Here is a 21844-nt window from a genome sequence, read left to right on the forward strand (position 1 = left end):
GCATGAAAGTATTTCTTGCCATTGCCCTACTGGCGGGCACATTGGCGGCCACGGCCCAGCCCGTTAAAAACCCGCCCACGGGCCTGCAAAACAACCAAGTGAAAGTGGCCAGCGGCCCGCTGGCTGGCAGCATGGCCGCCAGCGGCATCCGCGAGTTCAAGGGCGTGCCGTACGCGGCGCCCCCGGTGGGGCACCGGCGCTGGCAGGCCCCGCAGCCCGTAGAGCCGTGGACGACCGTGCGGCCGGCCACGCAGTTTGGGCCCCGGGCCATGCAGCTGCCGCTGTTCGGCGACATGAACTTCCGCTCGAATGGCGTGAGCGAGGACTGCCTGTACCTGAACGTGTGGACGGGTGCCAAGTCGGGCCAGGAGCGGCGGCCGGTGCTGGTGTACTTCTACGGCGGTGGCTTCGTGGCTGGCGACGGCTCGGAGCCGCGCTACGACGGCGAGGCCATGGCTAAGCGCGGCATCGTGGCCGTGACGGTGAACTACCGGCTCGGCGTGTTCGGCTTCATGGCCCACCCCGAGCTGACCCAGGAATCGCCCCACCACGCCTCTGGCAACTACGGCCTGCTGGATCAGGCCGCGGCGTTGGCGTGGGTGAAGGCCAACATTGCGGCCTTCGGCGGCGACCCGCAGCACGTCACCATCGCCGGCGAGTCGGCCGGCTCGTATTCGGTGAGCGCCCAAATGGCGTCGCCGTTATCCAAAAACCTGATGGCGGGTGCCATCGGCGAGAGCGGCTCGCTGCTGGGCTTGCAGCCGCTGCCCACGCTGGCCCAGGCCGAGCAAACCGGCGTAGCATTCGCCGCCGCGGTGGGGGCCCCCACGCTGGCGGCCCTACGCGCCCTGCCGGCCGAGCAGCTGCTAGCCGCTACTGGCAAGCCGGACGCCCCCCGCTTTTCGACCAACGTGGACGGCTACTTCCTGCCCCAGTCGCCTGCCGCAATCTTCACCGCCGGCCAGCAGGCGCACGTGCCGCTGCTGGTGGGCTGGAACTCGCAGGAATCGGGTTACCAAGGGGTGCTGGGCAATAGCCCGCTCACCGCGGAGAACTACCAGGCCGCCGTGCAGAAGCTGTACGGCGAGCGCGCCGCCGGGGCCCTAAAGCTCTACCCCGCCGCCACGGCCGAGCAATCGGCCACCGACCTGGCCAGCGACCGGTTCATCGCCTACAGCACCTGGAAATGGGCCGACTTACAAACCCAAACCGGCGGCCGGCCCGTGTACCGCTACCTCTACGCCCGCCCCCGCCCAGCCATGACGCCCGAAATGGGTGATGCAACCGCCAACCTGGCCGGTGGCGTCACCAAGGGTACGGGGGCAGCTGCGCCCGCGCCGCCGGCCAAGGGTGCCGTGCACTCAGCCGAAATTGAGTACGCCTTAGGCAACCTGCCCACCAACAAGGTATTTGCCTGGACGCCGGACGATTACAAAGTATCAGAGCAGATGCAGGCGTACTTCGCCAACTTCATCAAAAACGGTAACCCCAACGGCGCCGGCCTGCCCACCTGGCCCGCCGCCAAGCCGGGCGCCGGCGGGCAGTTGCTGCGCATCGACGTGAATACCCGCGCCGAAGCCGACCAAACCCGGGCGCGCTACCTCTTCCTGGAGCAGAAATAACCGGCTGGCTGGGGCCCCGGGGCAGCTGCGCTGGGGCCCTATTTCAGGTTTTTGGCCACCACGAACATCCGGTCGCCGAAGCGGCCGGTGAGCTTGTTGAGGTAGTAGGTGGGGTACTGGCCGGCCAGTTTGCTCACCTTTTCCATCAGGTTGCCGCCCAGGCGGATGTGCTTGGGCGGCTTCACCGGGTTCAGCAAATCGACCACTTCGAACCCATTCTTCTCCAACATCTTGCGGATGGTGTTGGGCGTGAACTCGAATAAGTGGTAGGGCGGGATGTCCATCTTGCGCTCCTTGCCCAGGGCCCCGTAGGCGGCAAAGCCCAGGCGCACCGAGGGCAGGTTCAGCACCGAGGGCAGGGCCAGCACCAGCAGCCCGCCGGGGCCCAAAATGCGGTGGAACTTGGCCAGCGTGGCCGAGGGCGAGCGCAGGTGCTCCAGCACGTCGCCCATGTAAGCCAGGTCGAACTGGTCGGCGTGGAAATCCTCGGTGGTTTCAATGTTGCCGGTCACTACGGGCAGGTGCAGCTCGCGGCGGGCAAATTCGGCCGCGTGCTCGGATATTTCGAGGCCGTGGGTGGTCCAGCCCAGGGCTTGCAGGCTTTTGAGGGTGTAGCCCGGGCCGCAGCCCACCTCCAGGTACCGGAATTGCCGGTCCGGGTAGTGGGCCAGCACGTAGTCGGTAAACTTGTCGGGGCGCAGTTGGTTTAAGGCTTCGTTCTTCTGCCCGTCCTCGATGAACTTGACTTCCTGTTGCGTCCGGTCGTAGTTGGGCCGGTCGGTGAAGTATTCTTTGCCGTAGAGCCGCTCTAGCTGGGCCGGCGTGGGCTGCGGGTCGAGGAACATCAGCTCGCAACGGCGGCAACGGGTGCCTTGCAGCTTTTGGCCCTCAAATTCGTAATAGAAAGGCAGCTTTTTGAAATCGGAGCTGCCGCACAAGTCGCAGGTACGCATGGCAAGGACGCGGATTTACTGATTGGCGCCGCTGCCCAACGAACGCTGGTACAACAACGCGGGGACGCGCCCCACAAAGGTCGCCCTACTTTACGCAATTAGCTTAGTTCCTTCCTTATGCTCGATGTTCTTGTAATTGGGGCCGGCCCCGTGGGCCTGGCCTGCGCCCTCGAAGTCCAGCGCCGCGGCCTGCAAGTGGCCGTGGTGGACAAGGGGGCCCTGGTGAATTCCATCGTGGGCTACCCCTACAACATGGAGTTCTTCTCCACGCCCGAGCTGCTCGAAATCGGCGGCTACCCCTTCCCCACCTTCCACTACAAGCCCCTGCGCGAAGACGCCTTGGACTACTACCAGCGCGTGGCCCGCGCCGAAAACCTGGTCTTACGCTTGCACGAGCGGGTGCTGAGCCTGACTGGCGAGCAGGGCAACTTCTTGGTAACAACCGACAAAGGCGACATCCCAGCCCGCAACGTGGTGGTGGCCACCGGCTTCTACGACCTGCCCAACCCGCTGAACGTGCCGGGCGAAAACCTTCCCCACGTGAGCCACTACTACCGCGAGCCCTACCTACACGTAGCGCAGCGCGTGGTGGTCATCGGGGCCAAAAACTCGTCGGCCAAAGCCGCCTTGCAGCTCACCCGCGCCGGAGCCCAGGTCACGCTCCTCGTGCGGGGCCCCGAGGTGAGTGATTCGGTGAAGTACTGGATTCGGCCCGACCTGGTGAACCGCATCAAGGAAGGCAAAATCACCGCCCATTTCAACACTACTATCGCGGCTATTCGGCCCGACGCGGTGGAAATCGTCACCCCCGAGGGCCCCCAGGAAGTGCCCACCGATTTCGTATACGCCCTTACCGGCTACCACCCCGACGAGGCCCTACTCGGCCGCCTCGGCATCGAGCCCGACCCCGCCGACGAGGCCCGTGCTCCCCTCTTCGACCCCGCCACCCACGAAACCACCAACCCCGGCGTGTTCGTGGCCGGCACCATGTGCGGCGGCCGCGCCACCAGCCGCTGGTTCATCGAAAACGGCCGTCACCACGCCCAACTCATCGCCGCGCACCTCGCGTCCGGCGTGCCCGCCTAGGGCCCCCAACGGTTCGGTTTCAACGCAAAAAAGCCTCCTTCCCCAGCCGTGGGAAAGGAGGCTTTTGCTTGGGGCCCCGGGGGCCCTGGCTTACTGTGGGAAAACCACGCCGCGGTACTCGTTGATGTTTACCGTCGGAATGGATGCGCCGTAAAAGTTGTTGATGTTGCGAATGAACTCATTGGCCACCAAGGCGTAGCCGCGCGGCGTGGGGTGCACCCCGTCGAGGCCAAACAGGTTGCCACTGACGAAAACAGCTGAGTTTGATACGGCATTAAACGCCACGCCTTGCTGCGCCACGGTCGTGAAAAACGTATTCATGTCGGCCAGCGCCAATTTATTTTGGCGGGCAGTTTTGGCGATAATTGTGTTAAGTTGGGCCGTGCGGGCCGCCACGCTGGCTACTTCATTGGCATCAAGGACGTAGCTATTGGGTACCGGATTGGTCGGCGTTGAGCCAGCGCCAGCAGCCACCACTCCTTGGGAAGTCAGAACCAGCAAGTCAGCGCTAGTGGCCAGCCGCACCGGCGTCGCGGCATCGCTGGTTTGAATGAACACCCCCGGCGAAGCGGGATTTGCCGCTTTGAATGCGGCAGCTACGGCGGTTACTGTTACGGTGTTGAAATACGGCAGGCCCGTTACACTCGGAATGTTGGCCACCAGGCCTTTTACCGTACCGTTCTTCGAGAGTGTGCTCAAGATAGCCCGGTAACCCATGCCGAACCGGGTGGTGTCGGTGAGGCCGCCGAACGGGTTGGTGGGATCTACTACGCCGCCGCCGGTGGCGTAGGTCAGCACATCGTTGCTACCCAGCCAGCACGAAAAGAAGGTCGGCGTTTTCTGGCTGATGTAGGTTAAGTAGTCCTTGGTAGGCTTTTCGGCGGGCGTCAACAGGCGTTCGTAGTATTGGTCGAGGAGGCCGTAGGGGGCCCGCCCCTGCGTGAGGGCCGAGACGCTGCTCAGCACTGACATGCCGGGAACGCCGAGGTTGTCGGGCTGAGGGCCCGTGTACGGAGCCAGTTGGTATTTGCCGCTGATCAGCTGAACGCCGGTAAGAGCAAGCTTCTCCCCCAAAAAACCGTTGGCCTGCGAGGGCGTCACGGGCAGGAGGGCCCCGTTCACTACTTGCAGCTTGACGTGGCCCTCGCCGTCCTCTTGGGCCGGCGCAAACGAGGGTTGCACAAAGCTGGCCGGCCCCTTGCCCGTCTTACCAAATTGCTGGGCCAGAATGGCTGGGTACGACGTGGCCTGGGCCTCATTGTAGAGGCTCCCGTCGGAATAGCCCGACGTGAGCGAGTTGCCCACGGATACGTAGCTGGTAAAATCGGCTGTGCCGGCGGATACCGCGGGCGCGTCGATGCTGGGCTGGCAGCCGCCCAGCGCCAAACCCAGCAGGCCCAAGGCCGGCGCAGAACACTTAACTATCCGGTTCATAAATACTTATGCTTATAGCGAGGAGGAGAAGCGTTAGAACGAGTAGCGCATCCCGATGCCGGGAATGAAGATGTCGGTGCGGTAGGTGCCGGACACGCGGTCGGTGGTGCCGTTGTTCAGCAGGTCGGCCTGCGACTGGCTGCGCTTGGCGAAGCGCTCGAACTGAAACGAGGCGTCGATGCCCAGGTGCGGGTTGGGCTGGTAGGTGAGGCCCGCGGTGGCGATGTAGCGGTCAGCGTCGGGGGTTTCGGGCGTCACGTAGCCGTCCTTCACCGCTGCGAAGTCGTAGGCCGAGCCCAAGCGCAGAATCAGCTGGTCGGTGGCTTTGTACTGGCCGCCCAAGCGGAAGGCCAGCGCGTCCTGGTAGTAGCGCTTCGAGGTGCTGGTGCTGCTGCCGCCCACCAGGCCAGTGTTGGCGGCGGTGGCGGTGCCAGCGTTGCCGTTGTTGCCCGAGAAGTTAAAGTCGAGGGTGCGGTAAGCGCTCCAGAACACCAGCGAGGCGTCGAGGCCAATGGTAAGCTTTTCGGTGGGCATGATGCCGATGCCCACCGATGCGGTAGCCGGCAGCGGCAGCGTAGCGTCGAAATTAGTAGCCGTGAAACCGCGGTTGATGGTAGCGGCCGAAGCCCCGGTGGGCAGGCCGGAGTAGCTCACGCTGCCGCCCTTCACCTGGGCGTCTATTTTCGAGCGGTAGCTAATGCCCAGGCTCAACTTATCGCTGGGCTTGAAGTACAGGCCGGCATTGATGCCCACCTGGAACTTGGTGGTGCCGTCGAGGGTGATGTGGCCGGGGCCCGTGGGCAGCGGAAGGTCTTTCTGCAAATTCACCGAGCCGTAGGCCAGCATGGTCACGCCCACGCCCACGCTGAACTGGGGCGAAAACGCGTAGGAGAACGTAGGCTGCACGTACACCGATTGCAAGTTAATCTCCGTCAGGCTGTAACGGCCTTCCCAGTTGTCGGCGTAGCGCAGCTGGCTACCGTAGGGCGTGTACACGCCCACCCCAAATTTGTACTTGCCTTCCTTGCCAAATGCGGCGTAGAGGTTAAAAGGCGTCACCAGCAGGTGCTGCAAATCGCGCTGCGCGCCCCCATTTTCGCTCGTGTAGGCCCCACGGGCCAGGGCAAAGTTGGCGCCCACCTGCACGCCGTTGGCGCGCACCATGGCCAGGGCCCCGGGGTTGTAGAACATGGCTGCCTGGTCGAGCGAGAGGCCTACGCCCACGCCGCCCATGCCAATGTTCTGCTGCCCGCCGAGGTTTACCTGGAAGCCACTGGCCGCAGCTGTAGTAGCGCCGCCCAACAGGGCTCCGCCTGCAAGGAGTAAATTTTTTAGCATCATAAAAGAAGAAACAGGTAGATAGGTATTGAGTCCGGGCCTTAAATGTAGTGGCAAAAAGCGCAATCGATTTCCAAAATTACTCGGCGTGCCTACTACATTCCTCGTATTTTGTATCTTAGTACCGCCAAAAGGCGTCTTGATGCGTATTTTTGGGCTTCTCCTATCCGTTCATTTTTACTTCAGGCTCCGGCCTCCCATTGTTATGCTACCCGACGTAATTTCCTCCATTTACCAACTTAGCGAAGAACAATTGGCCGTGCGCGACGCAGCCCGCGACTTTGCCCAGTCTGAGCTGTGGGCCGGCGTGATTGAGCGCGACGAGCACCAGAAATTTCCGGCCGAACAAGTCAAGAAAATGGGCGAGCTCGGCTTCATGGGCATGATGGTGAGCCCCGAGTACGGCGGCAGCGGTCTTGATACCGTCAGCTACGTGCTGGCGATAGAGGAAATCTCGAAGGTTGATGCCTCGTGCTCGGTTATTATGAGCGTGAACAACTCGCTCGTGTGCTGGGGCCTGGAGCAATATGGCACCGAAGAGCAGAAGCAGAAATACCTGCCGCGCCTGTGCTCGGGCGAAATCATCGGCGCCTTCGCTTTGAGCGAGCCCGAGGCCGGCTCCGACGCCACCAGCCAGCGCACCACCGCCGAGGACATGGGCGACCACTACCTGCTGAACGGCACCAAGAACTGGATTACCAACGGCACCACGGCCTCCGTGTACCTCGTCATTGCCCAAACCAACCCCGAGCTGAAGTCCCGCGGCATCAACGTGCTGATTGTGGACAAGGACACGCCCGGCTTCATCCAGGGCCCCAAAGAAAATAAGCTCGGCATTCGGGGCTCCGACACGTGCTCACTGATGTTTACCGACGTGGTGGTGACCAAGGAAAACCGCATCGGGGCCGACGGCTTCGGCTTCAAGTTTGCCATGCAGGTGCTGGCCGGGGGCCGCATCGGCATCGCGGCGCAGGCGCTGGGCATCGCCTCGGGGGCCCTGGAGCTGAGCCTGAAGTACGCCAAGGAGCGCAAAGCCTTCGGTGTGCCAATTGCTCAGCACCAAGCAATCCAATTTAAGCTGGCCGACATGGCCACTAACGTCGACGCCGCACGCCTGTTGTGCCTGCAAGCTGCCGCCGACAAGGACCGCCACGCCGATTATGCTAAATCCGGGGCCATGGCCAAGCTCTTCGCGTCAAAAACGGCGATGGACGCGGCGGTAGAAGCAGTGCAAATTCACGGCGGGTACGGCTTTGTGAAGGAATACCACGTTGAACGCTTCATGCGCGACGCCAAAATCACCCAGATTTATGAGGGAACTTCTGAGATTCAGAAAATTGTAATCTCGCGGGAAATCCTCAAATAGAGCGAATTGCCACATTTTCAGATTATTTGTACAAAACCCAGCTAAAAAAAGGCTGGGTTTTTAGTTTTTCTCGCTGTTTATCTGTTGTATTGTACTCGGATTGTATCATTTACTAGAATTTACATTAGAACTACACTTACTAACCGCCCCACAAGGATATTTTAAGATGGAAGATTACAATAAAGTCATTGAATCGTTAGGTGTCCGCTACATCAAGTCCAAGAATTTGGTGCTGCAGCAGCCCTTTACCGTGCGCAATTCTTATGATGTTGGCAACACCCTTATCCTGTTGCACAAAGGCCGCATTTCCTTCGGCGAAGACTCGCACGTAGTTGAAGAAGGCGAAATGCTATTTGTGCCCGGCGGCCGGGCTACCCGCGTAGGCTACGGCAACGAGCCGGGCGGCCGCGTGATTACCAACGACGACCTGATTACTAATAAAGACAAGTTTTTCTCCTCCAACGACCACATCGACCTCATCGGCGACGCCGAGCAGAGTCACAGCTTCGTGAGCTTCGACGCCAAGGTGTTCGACTCGGTGAACTTCTTTGCGTCGCTCGACGTGCCGGCGTTCCTGATCAACAAGAATGAGAAGATGGCCAACCTCATTAAGCAGGTGGTCGAAGAAAGCATCCAGGACCTGCCGGGCCGCGAGCGGCTCATCAGCATCTACACCGAGAACCTGGTGGTGGAAGTGGTGCGCTACGTGCTGCAAAACAACATGTTTGTGGAGCAGCTGGCCACCAACAGCACGTACTTCAAAGACCCGCGCCTGATTGACTTGTTCAACTACATCAAGGAGCACCTCGGTGGCGACTTGTCGAACAAGGTTCTCAGCGGCGTGGCCAACGTGAGCGAGGACTACGTGGGCCAGTACTTCAAAATGCTGACCAATATCAACCCGCAGGATTACATCGAGTACCAGCGCATGGAGCGCGCGGTGTTCCTGTTGCGCACCACCAAGAAGAGCATCCGCGAAATTGGCAAAGACGTGGGCTACAAAGACACCGCCTACTTCTGCCGCCGCTTCAAGATGATGTTCGGCATCCCGGCCGGCAAGATGCGTCGCCGCGAGTCGGCAATGAACATCTAGCAACGTCCGGCAATCGGTTGCTGCAAGTCAGCTAAATAGCAGGGACCCTATGGCCAGAAGCGCCGTGGGGTCCTTGCTGTTTTTAGGGCCAGTAGCCAACACAATGGACTTTGCGGCGCCGACTACGCCACTACCGCGGCCCCGCGCACCGCAGCCACTGCAGCGGCCAGAAACGTTGGTTCCTCAGCAATGCGGTTACCCACCACCGCTACATCAGCCCCAGCAGTCAGAGCGGCGGTGATTTTCTCGGCAGTGTTGAGGCCTCCGCCCACGATAAGGGGCGTGGCCACTGTGGCGCGCACGGCGGCAATCATGGCCCCCGATACGGGGTGTAGGGCCCCGCTGCCAGCATCAAGGTAGGTGAGGCGCAGGCCCAGCTGCTCACCCGCTAGGGCTGTAGTAGCGGCGATGCCAGGCTTGTCGTGCGGTAGCGGGGCGGTGCCACTCATGTAGGAAGCCGTGGTGGGCCGCCCGCTGTCGACCAGCAGATAGCCGGTGGGCAACAGCTCTAGCCCACTGGCGCGCAGGCGCGGGGCGGCCACCACGTGCTGCCCAATGAGAAACTCGGGGTTGCGCCCCGAGATGAGGGAGAGCAGCAGCAGGCCGTCCGCGGGGCCCTCCAGGTGCAGGCTGTGGCTGGGAAAAAGCAGCACCGGCACTTGACTATGGGCCTTTAGCAACGCCAAAAGGGCAGCTTGGTGCGCACTTAGCACCAAGCTGCCCCCCACAAAAAAGTAATCAACAGGGTCTACCGCTACGCGCGCCAGGAGGTCGTGCAGGCTGGCCTCGGTAAAATCATCGGGGTCCAGTAATACTGCCAGCGCTTTACGGCCGTGCTGCTGGTGGGCAATAAACGAATCAAGCAGGGTGCTGGCGGGGCGCATCCGGGGTGCTGGGCTGGGCGGGGGAAAACGGCCCCGCGGCCCCCGCACCAGCGGCAGCCGCGTCGGCGCGGGCCGCAAGGTCGGGATTTTTGGGCGCTTGCGCATCCTCCACGGCCGATTTCACGGCCTTGTGACCCACCAGGGCTGCTACGCCTACCGCTGCGGCTTGCGAAATCAAGCCCCGGGCCACGTCCGACTGCCACGCGGCCTTCGCCAACGCGCCCAGCGTGCCGGCGGCTTCCGATTTCAACCACGATTCTTTAGCTGGTTTTGCAGGGGCAGCTTTTTTAGGAGCAGGGGCTGGCCGGGAAGCTACGGCTTTGGAAGCCAGTGCGGCCGGCTGGGGCTCGAACGGATCGGGCTCGTGGGCTACGGGCTGGGCAGCACGTCCCGCTGGGGCCGCGTCAAAGCTCATTACCTCCTGAAACACTGCTGCCGACGCCGCCGCCGATTTGGGTGTATTAGGGTCCGGGGGCCCCTTTTTGCCTTTTTTGTCTTTGGATGGGGCTACGGGGCCGCTCTCGTTTGCAAAGCGGCGGGGCTTGGGCTTGCTGCTGAACAATTTAGTAATCAGCCACACGCTGCCAGCCAGGCCGGCGCCGGCCAAAGCTACCTTGCCCACTTGCACGGTTTTCTCCTTTATCTGCTCGACGTCGCCGCGCAGGGCGCGCTCATACTCAAGCTTTTTTTGTTCCAAAAACTCTTTTTCGCTGTCGAAAAGCGGGTTGTGCAGGTCACTCATGGCAAAAGAATGGAAAAGAGGCGGCGGGTGTTAGCGTTTGTCCGATTTGTAAATGGTGTCCTTCAACGCTTTGTCGGCCAAGCCTTGAAACGCTTTTTTATCGACGCCCACCAGCACCAGCACCAGCAGCAGCAGGTAGAAGCCGGCCACCGCCGCAAAGCCCAGCGAGGGACTGTTGAACACGTCGTTCAGGGCCAGTGCGGCGTACAGGTTGAGAAACAAAAAGAACATCAGCCCGAAAAAAGCCAGGAACACGCCGTGCACCACATTGATGAACAGGCCGTTGGCACGCTGCTGCAACTCCAGGCGAATCAGGTCGATACGGGTATCGATGTAGCCGGTGAGGTTGCTGATGAGGGTTTCGGGGCGCGGGGCGGAGGAATGGTCGTCGTGGGCCATAGGTGCGGAAGGAAAAACAGAAAATAGCGAATACCCGGTGCCTGCGAGCAGCACCGGCCACTTCTACGCAAAACTGCCGGCCAGGGCTGACTTTTGCACCGGGCGGTGCCGCAACTCCGCCGGTTATTTTGCTGTTGCGGGAGCCGTGGGGCCCCGGGCCCCGTCCCGTTACTAGTTTTTCCGTGAGCCAAACCTATTATCAGGTGCTGGGCGTTGCCCCCACCGCGTCGGCCGCCGACGTGAAGCGCGCCTACCGGCAGTTGGTGGTCCGCTACCACCCCGACAAGCACGGCGGCGACGTGCGCTACGAAGAGCAATTCAAGGCCGTGGCCCTGGCTTACCGCGTGCTGGGCGACGCTGGCCGGCGCGCTACGTATGATTTCCAGCTGGCCCAGGCCACCCGCCGGGCCGACGACGAGCGCCGCCGCCAGCACTACCGCCCCGCCGGCCAGCACGTGTACGGCGTGCCTATGCCACCGCCCGCGCCGCTGCGCACGCGCCCGCCAGCCAGTAGCCGCGAGCGCCACTACCAAAGCATTCCGCGCCAGCGCGTGCGCTTCGTGCGGCGCGATTGGCTGCTAACGCTGGCCTTCTTGGCCGCGGCGGCGCTCTTCAGCCTATCGGTAAAGGCCACCATGGACCGCGTGACGGCCAATGCCCATTACCGCGACGGCTTGGCAGCGTACGTGCGCGGCGACTTTACCGCAGCTTATTCGGAATTTAGCCAAACGCTCGATTTCCGCCCAGATGCCGCGGGGGCCCTGCGCCGCCGCGGCGAGCTGCGCCTGGTGGCCATCCACGACCCCGCCGCGGCCCGCGCCGACCTGCAAGCTGCGCTGCGGCAAGAGAATACGCCCGCCGTGGCGGCGCAGCTTTGCCACTACCTCGGCCGCTGCGAAACTACGCTGGGCCACCCTTCCCAGGCCGATGCGGAATATTCGAGGGCCTTGGCCCTCGACTCGACCCTTAGCGCTGCTTGGCTGGCCCGGGGCCAGGGCCGCCTGCTCGACTTAAGCCGTCCCGCTGCCGCCCTGGCCGATTTTGACCAGAGCTTAGCTCAGGCAAAGGCCGCCGGGCAGCCGGGGCCCTGGCGGGCCGCGCAGCTGCGCGGTTTGGCTTTGGCCACCCTGGGCCGCTACCCCGAGGCCCGCGCCGCCTACGAAGCTGCTTTGCTGGCCCGCCCACGCGACGGCCAAACGCATTTTTTGCTCGGCCGCTTGGCCCAGCGCTTGGGCGACGCACCGGCGGCGTGCGAGTTTTTCCGGCGGGCGCTGGAGCTTGGCTACGCCTTTGCCGGCGCGGCTTACGAGCAGGGCTGTCACTAGCCCGGTCCCCCAATTCTGTACTGCTCAACCATGCTTGAAAACTGCCCGAATAGGGCCCCGGCCCACCATAAAAAAATCCCGCTGGCTTTGCGCCAGCGGGATTTTATTTTTTCAAGCAACCTCATTAGGGCATCAGCACAGTGTCAATAACGTGGATGACGCCGTTGCTCTGCATGACGTCGGCGATGGTTACGGTCGAAATGCCACCTTTCTCGTCCTTCAGTTCGATGGTCTTGGAGCCTTTCATCATGGCCGTCAGGGTGCCGCCGCTCACAGTTTTGAGGGTAGCCTTGCCTTTGCCGGCTTTGATGGCTTTCTTGAGGTCAGCCGAAGTCATGCGGCCGGCTACCACGTGGTAGGTCAGGATTTTGGTGAGGGTCTCCTTGTTCTCGGGCTTCACCAGGGTTTCTACCGTGCCAGCGGGCAGCTTATTGAAGGCTTCGTTGGTGGGAGCGAATACGGTGAATGGGCCGGGGCCTTGCAGCGTCTCTACCAAGCCGGCGGCTTTCACAGCGGCTACCAGCGTGGTGTGGTCCTTCGAGTTAACGGCGTTCTCAATAATGTTTTTCGTGGGGTACATGGCCGCACCGCCCACCATCACGGTGCCGGGGGTCATCTTGGACTGGGCCAAAGCAGCGGTCGAAACACCGGCGCTCAGAAGCACAACAGTAGCCAGGGAGAAAAGCGTCTTTTTCATCGGGGTAAGCAGATAAAATGGGTGGTTAAAATTGATACCCCACCTACGCCGAGGCCGAGGCCGCTGGATTGCGGCACGATATTTTTTTCTGCCTCTCCAGCCCTATTTGCTTGGTTTTAGGGGCCCAGCAGGCAAAAAAAGCCCGTAGCATAACGATATGGGCTTTTTAGGAGTGGCAACAGTTGGACTAACGTGGCACCTCTCAAACAGACCCAACCCGACGTTAAACCCCTCAATACACGCTGCAAACCAACTTTTCAAATTCGACTTGTCCGTTAAAGACAGATAAAGTCCGTTGATAAAGCCCAAACTGTCCGATATCCTGTCCGATATCGGACAGCCGGTAGTATCTCTAGAGTGGCAACTAATTCACTCTACAGCATGGCAAAAGTAACGTTTTTGCTCTACAACCCGGCGTCGGACAAGCCCACGCCCCATCATCGCATCAGTCACATTTGACGGGCAGCGGCACAAGGTCTACGTGGGTATTTCCATTCCCCCGAAGCACTGGGATAAAGAGGACCAAAAAGCCCTGACCCGCGGCTACTCCCACACCAGCAACGGCAAAATCAACGACACCCTGAAAGACCCCAGGGAGCGGCTGCTAAAGTGCTACGACGACCACCGCGCCGTAGGCACCTTCCCTTCCCTCGCTACACTGAAGGCGGTAGCCGAGCCGGTGCAAGCCGCGCCCGAACCAGCGCCGGAGCAACCCATCCCCGAGCCGGAGCCGGCCGGGCCCGGCTTCTTTACCACCTTCGCTACCTGGATTGAAAGCAAGGCCCTCACCCAAAGCCCCAACACGCTCCGCACCTACCGCACTTCACTACGCCACCTGCGCGACTTGCAGCAGGCGGAAGGCTACGCCGTAGACTTCGCCACGGTGGGCAACGGCTTCGCCCGCCACCTGCTCACCAAGCGCAACCTCGTGGACAGCGCCGTTCACAAGAACCTATTCCGGCTCAAACACTTCCTGACCTGGGCCATCAACAACGGCTTTCCGGTAGTGGCCGACCCCAAGAAATTTGGCTGGCAGCTCCGCGAGCAAGATATATTGACCCTCACCCGCGCCGAGGTGCAGCGTCTGAGCGACCTTGACTTGAGCGCCCGCCCGGCCCTCGATAACGCCCGCGCCCTATTTCTCATCGGGGTGTACACCGGCCTGCGCTTCTCCGACGTGGCCGCCCTGCGCCCCGAGCACATCCAGGCTGACCGCCTCCGGGTAACCACTCAAAAAACCCGGCTCACCGTCACGGTGCCGGTGCGCCCCGAGGCCCGCCCGCTGCTGGCCCGCGTCAGCGAAGGCACCCTGCGCCCCCTTGCCAACCAAAAGCTGAACGGCCACCTCAAGGAGCTGGCCCGCCTCGCCGAAATCGACGCGCCCACCGAGCGCGTGCGCTAAGCGGGCGGTCAGCGCCGCGCCACCGCTGCGCCCAAATACGAGTTCGTGACCACGCACACGGCCCGCCGCACGTTCGTGACGCTGGCCCTGGAGGCCGGCGTGCGCCCCGAGGTAGTCATGCGCATCACGGGCCACAAAAGCCTGTCGGCTTTCCGGCGCTACGTCAACGTGACCGAGGACACCATGCTCGACGAGTTTTCCCGCGCTTTTGCCTGATGAATAAGCCCGTAGCTATCAGCCGCTGGCCATTATCCTTCACCCCTAACTCCAAGCTAACAGCTGACAGCTAGCAGCTGACAGCTAGCAGCTGACAGCTAAAGAATTCTGTGGCTGACATTCGCCAGTACCCCATTCCGGCCGATGCCCTGCCGCCGGAAGTCGGCGACGCTTACGACACGCTGCTTTACGAACTCAGTGACTGGCTGGAAGAGCCTAACCCATTTGAGTCCGATAGCCTGCTTGACTATTTCGAGGAGCACCTTGCCCGGTGCCCCACGCCCATTATCCGCGTGCGCTATTTGTGCGGACTTACCATGCACAACAGGCCCAGCAGCGCCGGCCGCCCGCGGCCACCCATGCCGCTTCCTGGTGCCCGGGCGGCCTTTGCTTCAGGCGTTTCGCTGAGCGCCAGCTTTGATGATTACTATTTCTACTGGCTGGCGGTGCGGCTTACGGAAGCGGTTTGCGAACCGGCAACTCGCGGCTCCGGCAGGCGCGCAGCCACTTGGCTACCGAATGGGACACCATCGCCACGCGCCCGGTCACATACCGCATCGATGAGCCTAATACGGTGCGGCTGTTCAAATTCCTGTTCGGGGTGCTGGTGCCCTTCGCGGGCGACAGCCACACCCAGAGCATTGCCAGCGTTACGCAGCAGTTTCGCCAAGCCGCCGCGCGCCCGGCCCCCGGCCCGCGCCCACCGGCCCCGCCGCCCGAGCCGCTTCCCCAAACCTTGCAGATGCTTTGCCAAGGCGGCCTCACGCCGGCCCACGTGCGCGAGCTATTAGCTCACCTCGGCGCAGCGGATACCGATACCGGCCGCTGGCACCTGGGCGAGCTAACCGGCAAGACCGCCAAGCCGAAAAGCGCCTTTCCAGCCGCGTATCGTGCCCTAGCCGACCTGGGCTTGTTGAAGCAAATGGAAGGGCCGACGTGGCTCAAAATTTTCGTCGCAGAGTTCGAGGTAAATCTTAGCCCCCGTATGGCCAACTACGATACCAAAGGACAGGTCAGCAAGGCTTTCCACGAGTTCTACGGTGAAGCCCTACGCTGGGCAAAGGTGTGGCAGGCCAAGCGCGAGGCCGACCAGTGACGGTTACCAATGCCCTGCCACCCCGCCGCTGTCGAGTCTTGGCGCGTTCACTGCCAGCACAGCGAAAGCCCCACTCCCAGCGCCAATACTACAAACTGAGCCTTCGCGAACGACGACGGAAAAAACAGTATACGCCGTGCTTCCTTACCGGCTGGCCAGCGCTACCTGCACGGGCTCGCCCTTCCCGATTTCCTCGTTGCCGGCCTTCAGCACCACGTCGCCGGCTTTGAGCGGGCCGAATACCTGCACCTGTCCGCCGTTCTCGTCGCCCTTCTGCACGTCCACCAGCTCGGTTTTGCCGCCCACGACCCGAATGACGTAGGTGCGCTCGGCGGTGCTGACCACGGCCGACTTGGGCACGAACAGGCTGCTCTGGGGCGCTTTGATGGGAATGTTGGCCGAGGCGAACATGCCGGGCTTTAGCTTCTCACCCGGATTAGTAATGTCGATTTCCACCGTTTCGGCGCGGATACCGGGCGTCACATTTCCGGCTACGCGGTCGATTTTGCCGGTGAAATTCTGCCCTGGAAACGTCCGCACGTCGAACTGCACCGGCGAGCCGGTGTGAATGTCGCCCACGTAGGCCTCGGGCACGGCCACGCGCAAACGGAGCCGGCTGAGCTGCTTGAGCCGGAACAGCGGCACAGCGCTCTGGCCGCCCGGCCCCACCAGGGCCCCCGGCGCGGCGTTGCGCTCGGTGATGACGCCGGCCATCGGGGCCGTGACGCGCAGGTAGGCCGCCATCTGGGCGGCGGCCTGGTAGTGGGCGCGGGCGGCCACCACGTTCAGGCTGTCGCTCGTGGCCTGGGTGCGGGCCTGGTCGAGGGCCAGCGGCGACACGGCCCCGGCGGTGCGGGCGGTCTGGCGCAGGCGGCGAAAGGTGCCTCGGCTGGCCTGGAAGGTGGCCTGGGCCACGCTCTGCTTCGAGCGGGCTTCGCTCAGGGCGGCGGCCAGCTCGGGGGCGTCCAGCTCGGCCAGCACCTGGCCCTGGCGCACGTGGTCACCGATGTCGGCGTGCAGCGCCTTCACGTAGCTGCTCACGCGGGGGTAGAGGTCGGTCTGGAAATAGCTGTCCAGTTCGCCGGGTAAACTCAGGCTCTGGGCGGGCTGGGTGGCCGTCACGCGCACGGCGTCGTAGCGCACGTCGGCCGACACGGGGTTGGCCGTTTTCTCGGCGGCCGACTGGCCCTGGGCGGCGTCGGTGGAGTTGCAGCCGCCCAGGGCAGCGGCGGCGGCCGTGAGGCTGAGGCCAGCGAGCCAGCGCCGGGAAAAAGCGGGAAAATTCATAAACAAGCGAAGGAAAGTTTTTTACAAAAAGATTAGGCCAGCACCGGCTGCTCGCGCAGCGTGTGCTCGGTGGCCGGGGCCTCGTGGCCGTCGAAGTTGGCACTCTCCGGGTCGTCGGGGTCGAGCGAGACGGAGACGAACGTCGTCTTGCGCTGCACGGCCGCAAACACGACCGGCAGTACCAACAGGGCCGCCACGGTGGAGGCCAGTAGCCCGCCAATCACGGCCCGGCCCAGTGGGGCCGACTGCTCGCCGCTCTCGCCCAGGCCCGAAGCCATCGGCAGCATGCCGGCCACCATCGCGATGCTCGTCATCAGCACGGGGCGCAGGCGGGCGGCCCCGGCCAGGCGGGCGGCGGCCACGGCGTCGCGGTAGCGCAGGCGCAGGCTTTCGGCGTTGGTGACGATGAGCACGGCGTTGGCCACCGACACGCCCACCGACATGATGATGCCCATGTACGACTGCAAATTCAGCGTCTGGCCCGTGAGCAGCAGCAGCAGCAGCGACCCGGCCAGCACGGCCGGCACCGTCACCAGCACCACGCCCGCTACCTTGAGCGATTGATAGTTGGCGGCTAGTAGCAGGAAAATGACCACGATGGCCAGGCCCAGGCCGGTTTGCAGGCTGTTCAGGGTTTCGGTCAGCAGCTGGGCTAGGCCCCGCAGCTGCACGATGGAGCCCTTGGGTGGCGCACCCACGGCCTTGATGGCTTTCTGTACGTCGCGGGTGGCGGTGCCTAGGTCCTTATGGTCGATGTTGGCCGAGACGGTCACGATGCGGCGCGGGCCGATGCGGTCGAACTCGCCGGGCACGTTGGCCGTGTGCAGGGTGGCCACGTCGCCGAGCGTGGGCCGCGCCTGGCCCGGCACCAGGGGCAGGTTCTGCATGTCGGCCTCGCTTTTCATGTCCTGCGAAGCCAGCTGCACCTGCACCTGGTAAGCAAAGCCCTTGCTCTGGTCGAGCCACAGGTTCTTGGCCGTGAAGCGGCTGCTGCTCGTGGCTGCCACCAGCGACTTGGCAATCTGGTCGGGGGTGAGGCCGAATTGGGCGGCCCGCGCCCGGTCCACGTCAATCTGCACGGTGGGGTAGCTCAGGGGCTGGTTCACCCGCACGTCGCGCAGGTAGGCAATCTGCCGGAGCCGAGCCACCAGCTTGTCGGCGTAGCCCTTGCCATCCTGTAGGCTCTTGCCGCCCACCAGGATTTCGATGGGCGTCTGGGCGCCCTGGCTCATGATTTTATCGGTCAGCTCAATGGGCTCGTAGCTCAGCTGCACGTCGGGCAGGTGCTGGTGCACGGCCTGGCGAATCTGGTCTTTGAGGGCGTCCAGGTTCTGGACTTTGTAGTCCTCGGCCAGGTTCACCTGCAAGTCGGCCTCGTGGGGGCCAGCGTTGAAGACGTAGAGCGCGGAGGTGCCGTAGGAGCTGGGCGTCATGCCCACGAAGGCCGAGGTAATGGCCACGTTTTGGGGCCCCACAATCTGCTGAATGAGCTTGATAACCTCCTTGGTGCGTTCCTCCGTGCGCTCGATGCGCAGCCCCTCGGGGGCAATGAGACGTACCTGGAACTGCTTGGAATGGGTGATTTTGGGCATCATGTCCTGCCCAATCAGCAGAAAGCACGTGACGATGATGGCCGCGCACGCCACGCCGTAGACCGTGCCCACCAGCGCCCGGTGGCGCAGCAGCCGGTCCAGGATGCCCAGGTAAGCCAGCTTCACTCGCTCGAAGCCTTTGACCTCCTTCGGATGCGCCTCCTCAAAAGTCTCCTGCTGCGCGTCGCGCGCCTGGCTCAGGTCGGGCAGCAGGCTCAGTTCGTGCTCCGAAGTGTGGGCGTGGCCCTTGAGCCACCAGTTGGCCACCACCGGCACAAAAGTTTGGGAGAGCGTGTAGGAGGCGATGATGGCGAAGCCCACCGACAACGAAAGCGGAATGAACATGCCCCGCGGCACGCCCGACATCAGAAACGCCGGGGCGAACACGGCCAGGATGCTGAGCGTGATGAGCAGCAGCGGAAACGACACCTCCTGGCTGGCATCCAGGATGGCCCGGGACTTGGTTTTGCCCATTTCCTGGTGCTGGTGAATGTTCTCAATCACCACCGTGGCCTGGTCCACCAAAATGCCGATGGCCAGCGACAAGCCCGAAAGGGTCATGATGTTAATCGTCTGCCCGGTGAGCTGCAAGAGCAGGATGGCCGCCAGAATCGAAATCGGAATGGTCAGAATCACGATAAGCGACGAGCGCACGTCGCCCAGGAATAGGAACACGACCAGGCCCGTGAGCAGGGCCCCCAGCCCGCCCTCGAAGGCCAGGCTGTGCACGGCCTGGCTCACGTAGATACTCTGGTCGAACTCGTAGCTGAGCTGCACGTTGTCGGGCAGCAGGGCCTTCATCTCGGGCAGCTTGGCTTTGAGCGCGTTCACCACGCTCATGGTGGAGGCGTCGGCCGACTTCGTGACCGGGATGTACACCGAGCGCTTGCCGTTAATCAGGGCGTAGCCCACCGGCACGTCGGTGGCGTCCTCCACCGAAGCCACATCGTGAATAAACACCGTGGGTCCTACCCCCTGTCGTAGCGGGATATTGAGAAAGTCCGGGATTTTATCCAGCACCGTGTTGCTGGGCGTCATCACCATGTAGTCGCCCATGCCCACCGAGCCGGCCGGCGACACCTGGTTGTTCTTGACGATGGCCGACACGATTTCGTCGGGCGTGAGCTGGTAGCTTTTCATCTTCTCGGGGTCGACGCGCACCACCACCGTGCGCTCGTTGCCGCCGAAGGGCGGCGGGGCCGACGCGCCCGGAATCTGCGAGAACAAGGGCCGGATGCGGGTCGAGGCCAAATCCTGCATCTGCCCCAGCGAAGCGCTGGTCGAGCTAAACACCAGTTCGCCCACCGGCAGGCTGCTGGCGTCGAAGCGCACGACCGTGGGCGGCTGGGTGCCCGGTGGCATGTAGGTCATGACGCGGCTCACCTGGTTGGCCACCTCGCCGGCCGCCTGGGCCATGTTCACGTCCTCGTAGAACGTGCACTTGACCAGGCATAACCCCTGGATGTTCTTCACCTCCACGTCCTTGATGCCCGAGACGTAGAGCATCTGGTTCTGGTAGCGCGTGGCGATGAAGCCCTCCATCTGGGCCGCCGTCATCCCGCCGTAGGGCTGGGCGATGTAGATGGTGGGCAGGTTGAGGCGCGGGAAAATGTCAATCGGGATACGCCCCAGCGACAGCGCCGCGAAGACGAGAACCCCCAGCAGGGCCACGATGACGGCAATCGGCCGGGCTAATGCGGTCTTAATCATTGGTTTCTTAAGCTATTAGCCATTAGCTGTCAGCTACTGGCTTTTTGGGGTGGATAGCAACGAGTGATAGAGGGAAAAGCCAACAGCTAACGGCTGCTAGCCAACCGCTTATAACTGCCCGAGCAGCGGGGCCAGGTTGCCGCCCGTGGCGGCCCGCAGCAGTAGGGCCCGCCACACGTTATTGGTGGCGATGGCCTGGTCGCTTTCGGCGCGGTTGAGCACCAGCGCGGCCTGCGTGAGCACCACCAGGTTGTCGAGACCGGCGTTGTAGCGGGCCTGGGCCTGGGTGTAAGCCCGGCGGGCGGCGTCGAGCTGCACGGGGGCCTCCAGGGCCGCCTGGCGCACTAGGTCGAGCTGGAGCTGCGCGTTTTGCTGCTCGGTGCGCAGTTGCAGGGCCTGCTGGTCGTAGTCGGCCAGGGCCTGGGTCGAGCGGGCCTGCTGGACAGCCACCGCGCGCTTGGTGTGAATGAGTTCGGTGACGTGCCAGGTGAGCGCCGCGCCCACCGCGTAGTTGTATACCTTAAAGGGCAGCCCCGCGCCCAGCCCGGGGTCGATGGCATACGTGCCGTCGGTGCTGGCCGACGAGGCCGTGCCCGAGCCCCGGCCCCAGGTAGCCCCGACCACCGAAAGCGTGGGCCGGCTGTTGGTGGCTAAGGAGTTAGTCAGGGCCTCGCTGCTGGCCACGCGCCGCTGGTAGGCTAGCAGCGTAGGGTGATAGCGCAGGCTGGCGGTATCGGCCCCGGCGGGCAGCGCGGGCAGGCGGGCAAAAAACTGGGTCGAGTCGGTGAGGACCAGCGCCTGCACCGGGGTGCCCAGCAAGCCCGCCAGCCGCACGCGCTGCTGCTCGGCTTGCTGGCGGCTGGCCAGCAGTTGCAGCCGCGCCCGCGACGTTTCGGCGTTGGCCGTCGAGCTGTCGATGCCGGGCTGGATGCCCGCCCGCGTGCCCGCCCGCACCACGCGCTGCACGGCCTGCGAGCGCCGCAAATTGGCTTCTTGCAGCGTCACGGCCTGCTGCGCCGCCAGGGCCAGCAGGTAGGCATCGGCCACCTGCGCCTGGTGCGTGAACAGCTCCTGGTCGTAGTCGGCCTGCGCCTGGCTCACCAGGGTTTGGGCCCGCCGCACATCGGCCCGGTAGCGGCCGAAGGTCACGGCCGGCCAGTCGATGTAAAGCATGCCCTGGCTGGTCCAAGCCGCCTGGCTGCTGGTGAAATCGCGCACGCCCGACTCCGTAATGCCTACGCCGCCCAGCAAAGCCCCGCGCACCTGGTTGGAGGTGCCGTTGAGGGCCTGCGCCTGCGCCGTGAGCTGGGGCAGGTAGTTGGCCCGCACCGTGCGCACGTCGGCGGCGGCGGCGGCCACGCCCGCTTGCCGGGCGCGCAGGGCGGGGTAGTTGGCCTGGGCCTCTTGCAGCGCCTGGGGCAGCGTCAGGGGCTGGGGCACCTGGGGTAGCTCGCGGGGCTGCTGCGCCAGGGCGGGCCGGCCCAGCAGCAGCCCGGCCAGCAGCAGGCCCTGGCCGGCCAGCCGGGGGTAGTGGGAAAGAGCAGCGGAAATCAGCTTCATGCCGCAAACCTCCCCTACCCCTATTATACTAGCATTAAAGCC

General features: G+C 63.3%; 18 protein-coding genes. 8 read left to right on the plus strand and 10 right to left on the minus strand.

Annotated elements, in window-relative coordinates; genetic code table 11:
- Nucleotides 1-2: 2 nt before the first annotated feature.
- Nucleotides 3-1622, plus strand: a complete 1620-nt coding sequence (locus tag AXW84_RS19615) for a carboxylesterase/lipase family protein (RefSeq protein ID WP_068237264.1) — start codon at nt 3-5, stop codon at nt 1620-1622.
- A 38-nt stretch (nt 1623-1660) separates the two neighbouring features.
- Here the strand turns inward: AXW84_RS19615 and AXW84_RS19620 are convergent, their stop codons facing one another.
- A complete protein-coding gene (locus AXW84_RS19620; RefSeq protein ID WP_068237269.1) occupies nt 1661-2575 on the minus strand; it encodes a class I SAM-dependent methyltransferase in 915 nt (304 codons plus the stop codon).
- A 117-nt stretch (nt 2576-2692) separates the two neighbouring features.
- Here AXW84_RS19620 and AXW84_RS19625 point away from each other — a divergent pair, with 117 nt between their 5' ends.
- Nucleotides 2693-3661, plus strand: a complete 969-nt coding sequence (locus AXW84_RS19625; RefSeq protein ID WP_068237271.1) for a YpdA family putative bacillithiol disulfide reductase — start codon at nt 2693-2695, stop codon at nt 3659-3661.
- A gap of 90 nt (nt 3662-3751) precedes the next feature.
- Here the strand turns inward: AXW84_RS19625 and AXW84_RS19630 are convergent, their stop codons facing one another.
- Together AXW84_RS19630 and AXW84_RS19635 are read right to left on the minus strand one after the other, a co-directional pair.
- Complete coding sequence (locus AXW84_RS19630) at nt 3752-5095, minus strand: SGNH/GDSL hydrolase family protein (protein ID WP_071892335.1); 1344 nt, start codon at nt 5093-5095, stop codon at nt 3752-3754.
- 33 nt (nt 5096-5128) lie between these two features.
- Nucleotides 5129-6436, minus strand: a complete 1308-nt coding sequence (locus AXW84_RS19635; protein ID WP_071892338.1) for an OmpP1/FadL family transporter — start codon at nt 6434-6436, stop codon at nt 5129-5131.
- Between the two features lie 202 nt (nt 6437-6638).
- On the opposite strand from AXW84_RS19635, the gene AXW84_RS19640 reads away from it, so the two are divergent.
- Together AXW84_RS19640 and AXW84_RS19645 are read left to right on the plus strand one after the other, a co-directional pair.
- Nucleotides 6639-7799: an acyl-CoA dehydrogenase gene (locus AXW84_RS19640; protein WP_068237280.1), complete on the plus strand. Its 1161-nt coding sequence runs from the start codon at nt 6639-6641 to the stop codon at nt 7797-7799.
- Between the two features lie 166 nt (nt 7800-7965).
- On the plus strand, nt 7966-8892 hold the full coding sequence (locus AXW84_RS19645; RefSeq protein WP_068237283.1) for an AraC family transcriptional regulator: 927 nt from the start codon (nt 7966-7968) through the stop codon (nt 8890-8892).
- Nucleotides 8893-9014: 122 nt separating this feature from the next.
- On the opposite strand, the gene AXW84_RS19650 is transcribed toward AXW84_RS19645, so the two are convergent.
- The 3 genes from AXW84_RS19650 to AXW84_RS19660 are packed head-to-tail and all read right to left on the minus strand — an operon-like array spanning nt 9015 to nt 10917.
- Entirely contained in the window at nt 9015-9776 is a 762-nt protein-coding gene (locus AXW84_RS19650) for a geranylgeranylglyceryl/heptaprenylglyceryl phosphate synthase (protein WP_068237285.1), read from the minus strand.
- Nucleotides 9751-10518, minus strand: coding sequence for a hypothetical protein (locus AXW84_RS19655; RefSeq protein ID WP_068237288.1), 768 nt, complete (start codon nt 10516-10518; stop codon nt 9751-9753). The genes AXW84_RS19650 and AXW84_RS19655 overlap by 26 nt, the downstream gene beginning before the upstream one ends.
- A 30-nt stretch (nt 10519-10548) precedes the next feature.
- Nucleotides 10549-10917, minus strand: coding sequence for a phage holin family protein (locus AXW84_RS19660; RefSeq protein ID WP_068237291.1), 369 nt, complete (start codon nt 10915-10917; stop codon nt 10549-10551).
- 182 nt (nt 10918-11099) lie between these two features.
- Between AXW84_RS19660 and AXW84_RS19665 the strand changes: the two genes are divergently transcribed.
- Nucleotides 11100-12242, plus strand: a complete 1143-nt coding sequence (locus AXW84_RS19665) for a J domain-containing protein (RefSeq protein WP_068237294.1) — start codon at nt 11100-11102, stop codon at nt 12240-12242.
- Between the two features lie 124 nt (nt 12243-12366).
- On the opposite strand, the gene AXW84_RS19670 is transcribed toward AXW84_RS19665, so the two are convergent.
- Nucleotides 12367-12939 (minus strand): fasciclin domain-containing protein, encoded by a 573-nt coding sequence (locus AXW84_RS19670; protein WP_071892341.1) that lies wholly within the window; start codon nt 12937-12939, stop codon nt 12367-12369.
- A gap of 439 nt (nt 12940-13378) precedes the next feature.
- Between AXW84_RS19670 and AXW84_RS19675 the strand changes: the two genes are divergently transcribed.
- From AXW84_RS19675 to AXW84_RS19680, 3 genes are all read left to right on the plus strand, one after another.
- Complete coding sequence (locus AXW84_RS19675; protein ID WP_257722088.1) at nt 13379-14341, plus strand: site-specific integrase; 963 nt, start codon at nt 13379-13381, stop codon at nt 14339-14341.
- A gap of 45 nt (nt 14342-14386) precedes the next feature.
- Nucleotides 14387-14557: a tyrosine-type recombinase/integrase gene (locus AXW84_RS23595; RefSeq protein WP_082774003.1), complete on the plus strand. Its 171-nt coding sequence runs from the start codon at nt 14387-14389 to the stop codon at nt 14555-14557.
- A 466-nt stretch (nt 14558-15023) separates the two neighbouring features.
- Nucleotides 15024-15653 (plus strand): hypothetical protein, encoded by a 630-nt coding sequence (locus AXW84_RS19680; RefSeq protein WP_068237304.1) that lies wholly within the window; start codon nt 15024-15026, stop codon nt 15651-15653.
- Nucleotides 15654-15797: 144 nt separating this feature from the next.
- Here the strand turns inward: AXW84_RS19680 and AXW84_RS19685 are convergent, their stop codons facing one another.
- The 3 genes from AXW84_RS19685 to AXW84_RS19695 all read right to left on the minus strand — a co-directional run bounded on the left by AXW84_RS19685 (nt 15798) and on the right by AXW84_RS19695 (nt 21802).
- Nucleotides 15798-16940, minus strand: a complete 1143-nt coding sequence (locus AXW84_RS19685) for an efflux RND transporter periplasmic adaptor subunit (RefSeq protein WP_068237306.1) — start codon at nt 16938-16940, stop codon at nt 15798-15800.
- Between the two features lie 32 nt (nt 16941-16972).
- Nucleotides 16973-20242 (minus strand): efflux RND transporter permease subunit, encoded by a 3270-nt coding sequence (locus AXW84_RS19690; RefSeq protein WP_068237310.1) that lies wholly within the window; start codon nt 20240-20242, stop codon nt 16973-16975.
- A 108-nt stretch (nt 20243-20350) separates the two neighbouring features.
- Nucleotides 20351-21802, minus strand: coding sequence for a TolC family protein (locus AXW84_RS19695; RefSeq protein WP_082774004.1), 1452 nt, complete (start codon nt 21800-21802; stop codon nt 20351-20353).
- Nucleotides 21803-21844: the final 42 nt, after the last annotated feature.

Origin of the sequence: Hymenobacter sp. PAMC 26628, assembly GCF_001562275.1 — a bacterium.
Lineage (GTDB): Bacteria > Bacteroidota > Bacteroidia > Cytophagales > Hymenobacteraceae > Hymenobacter.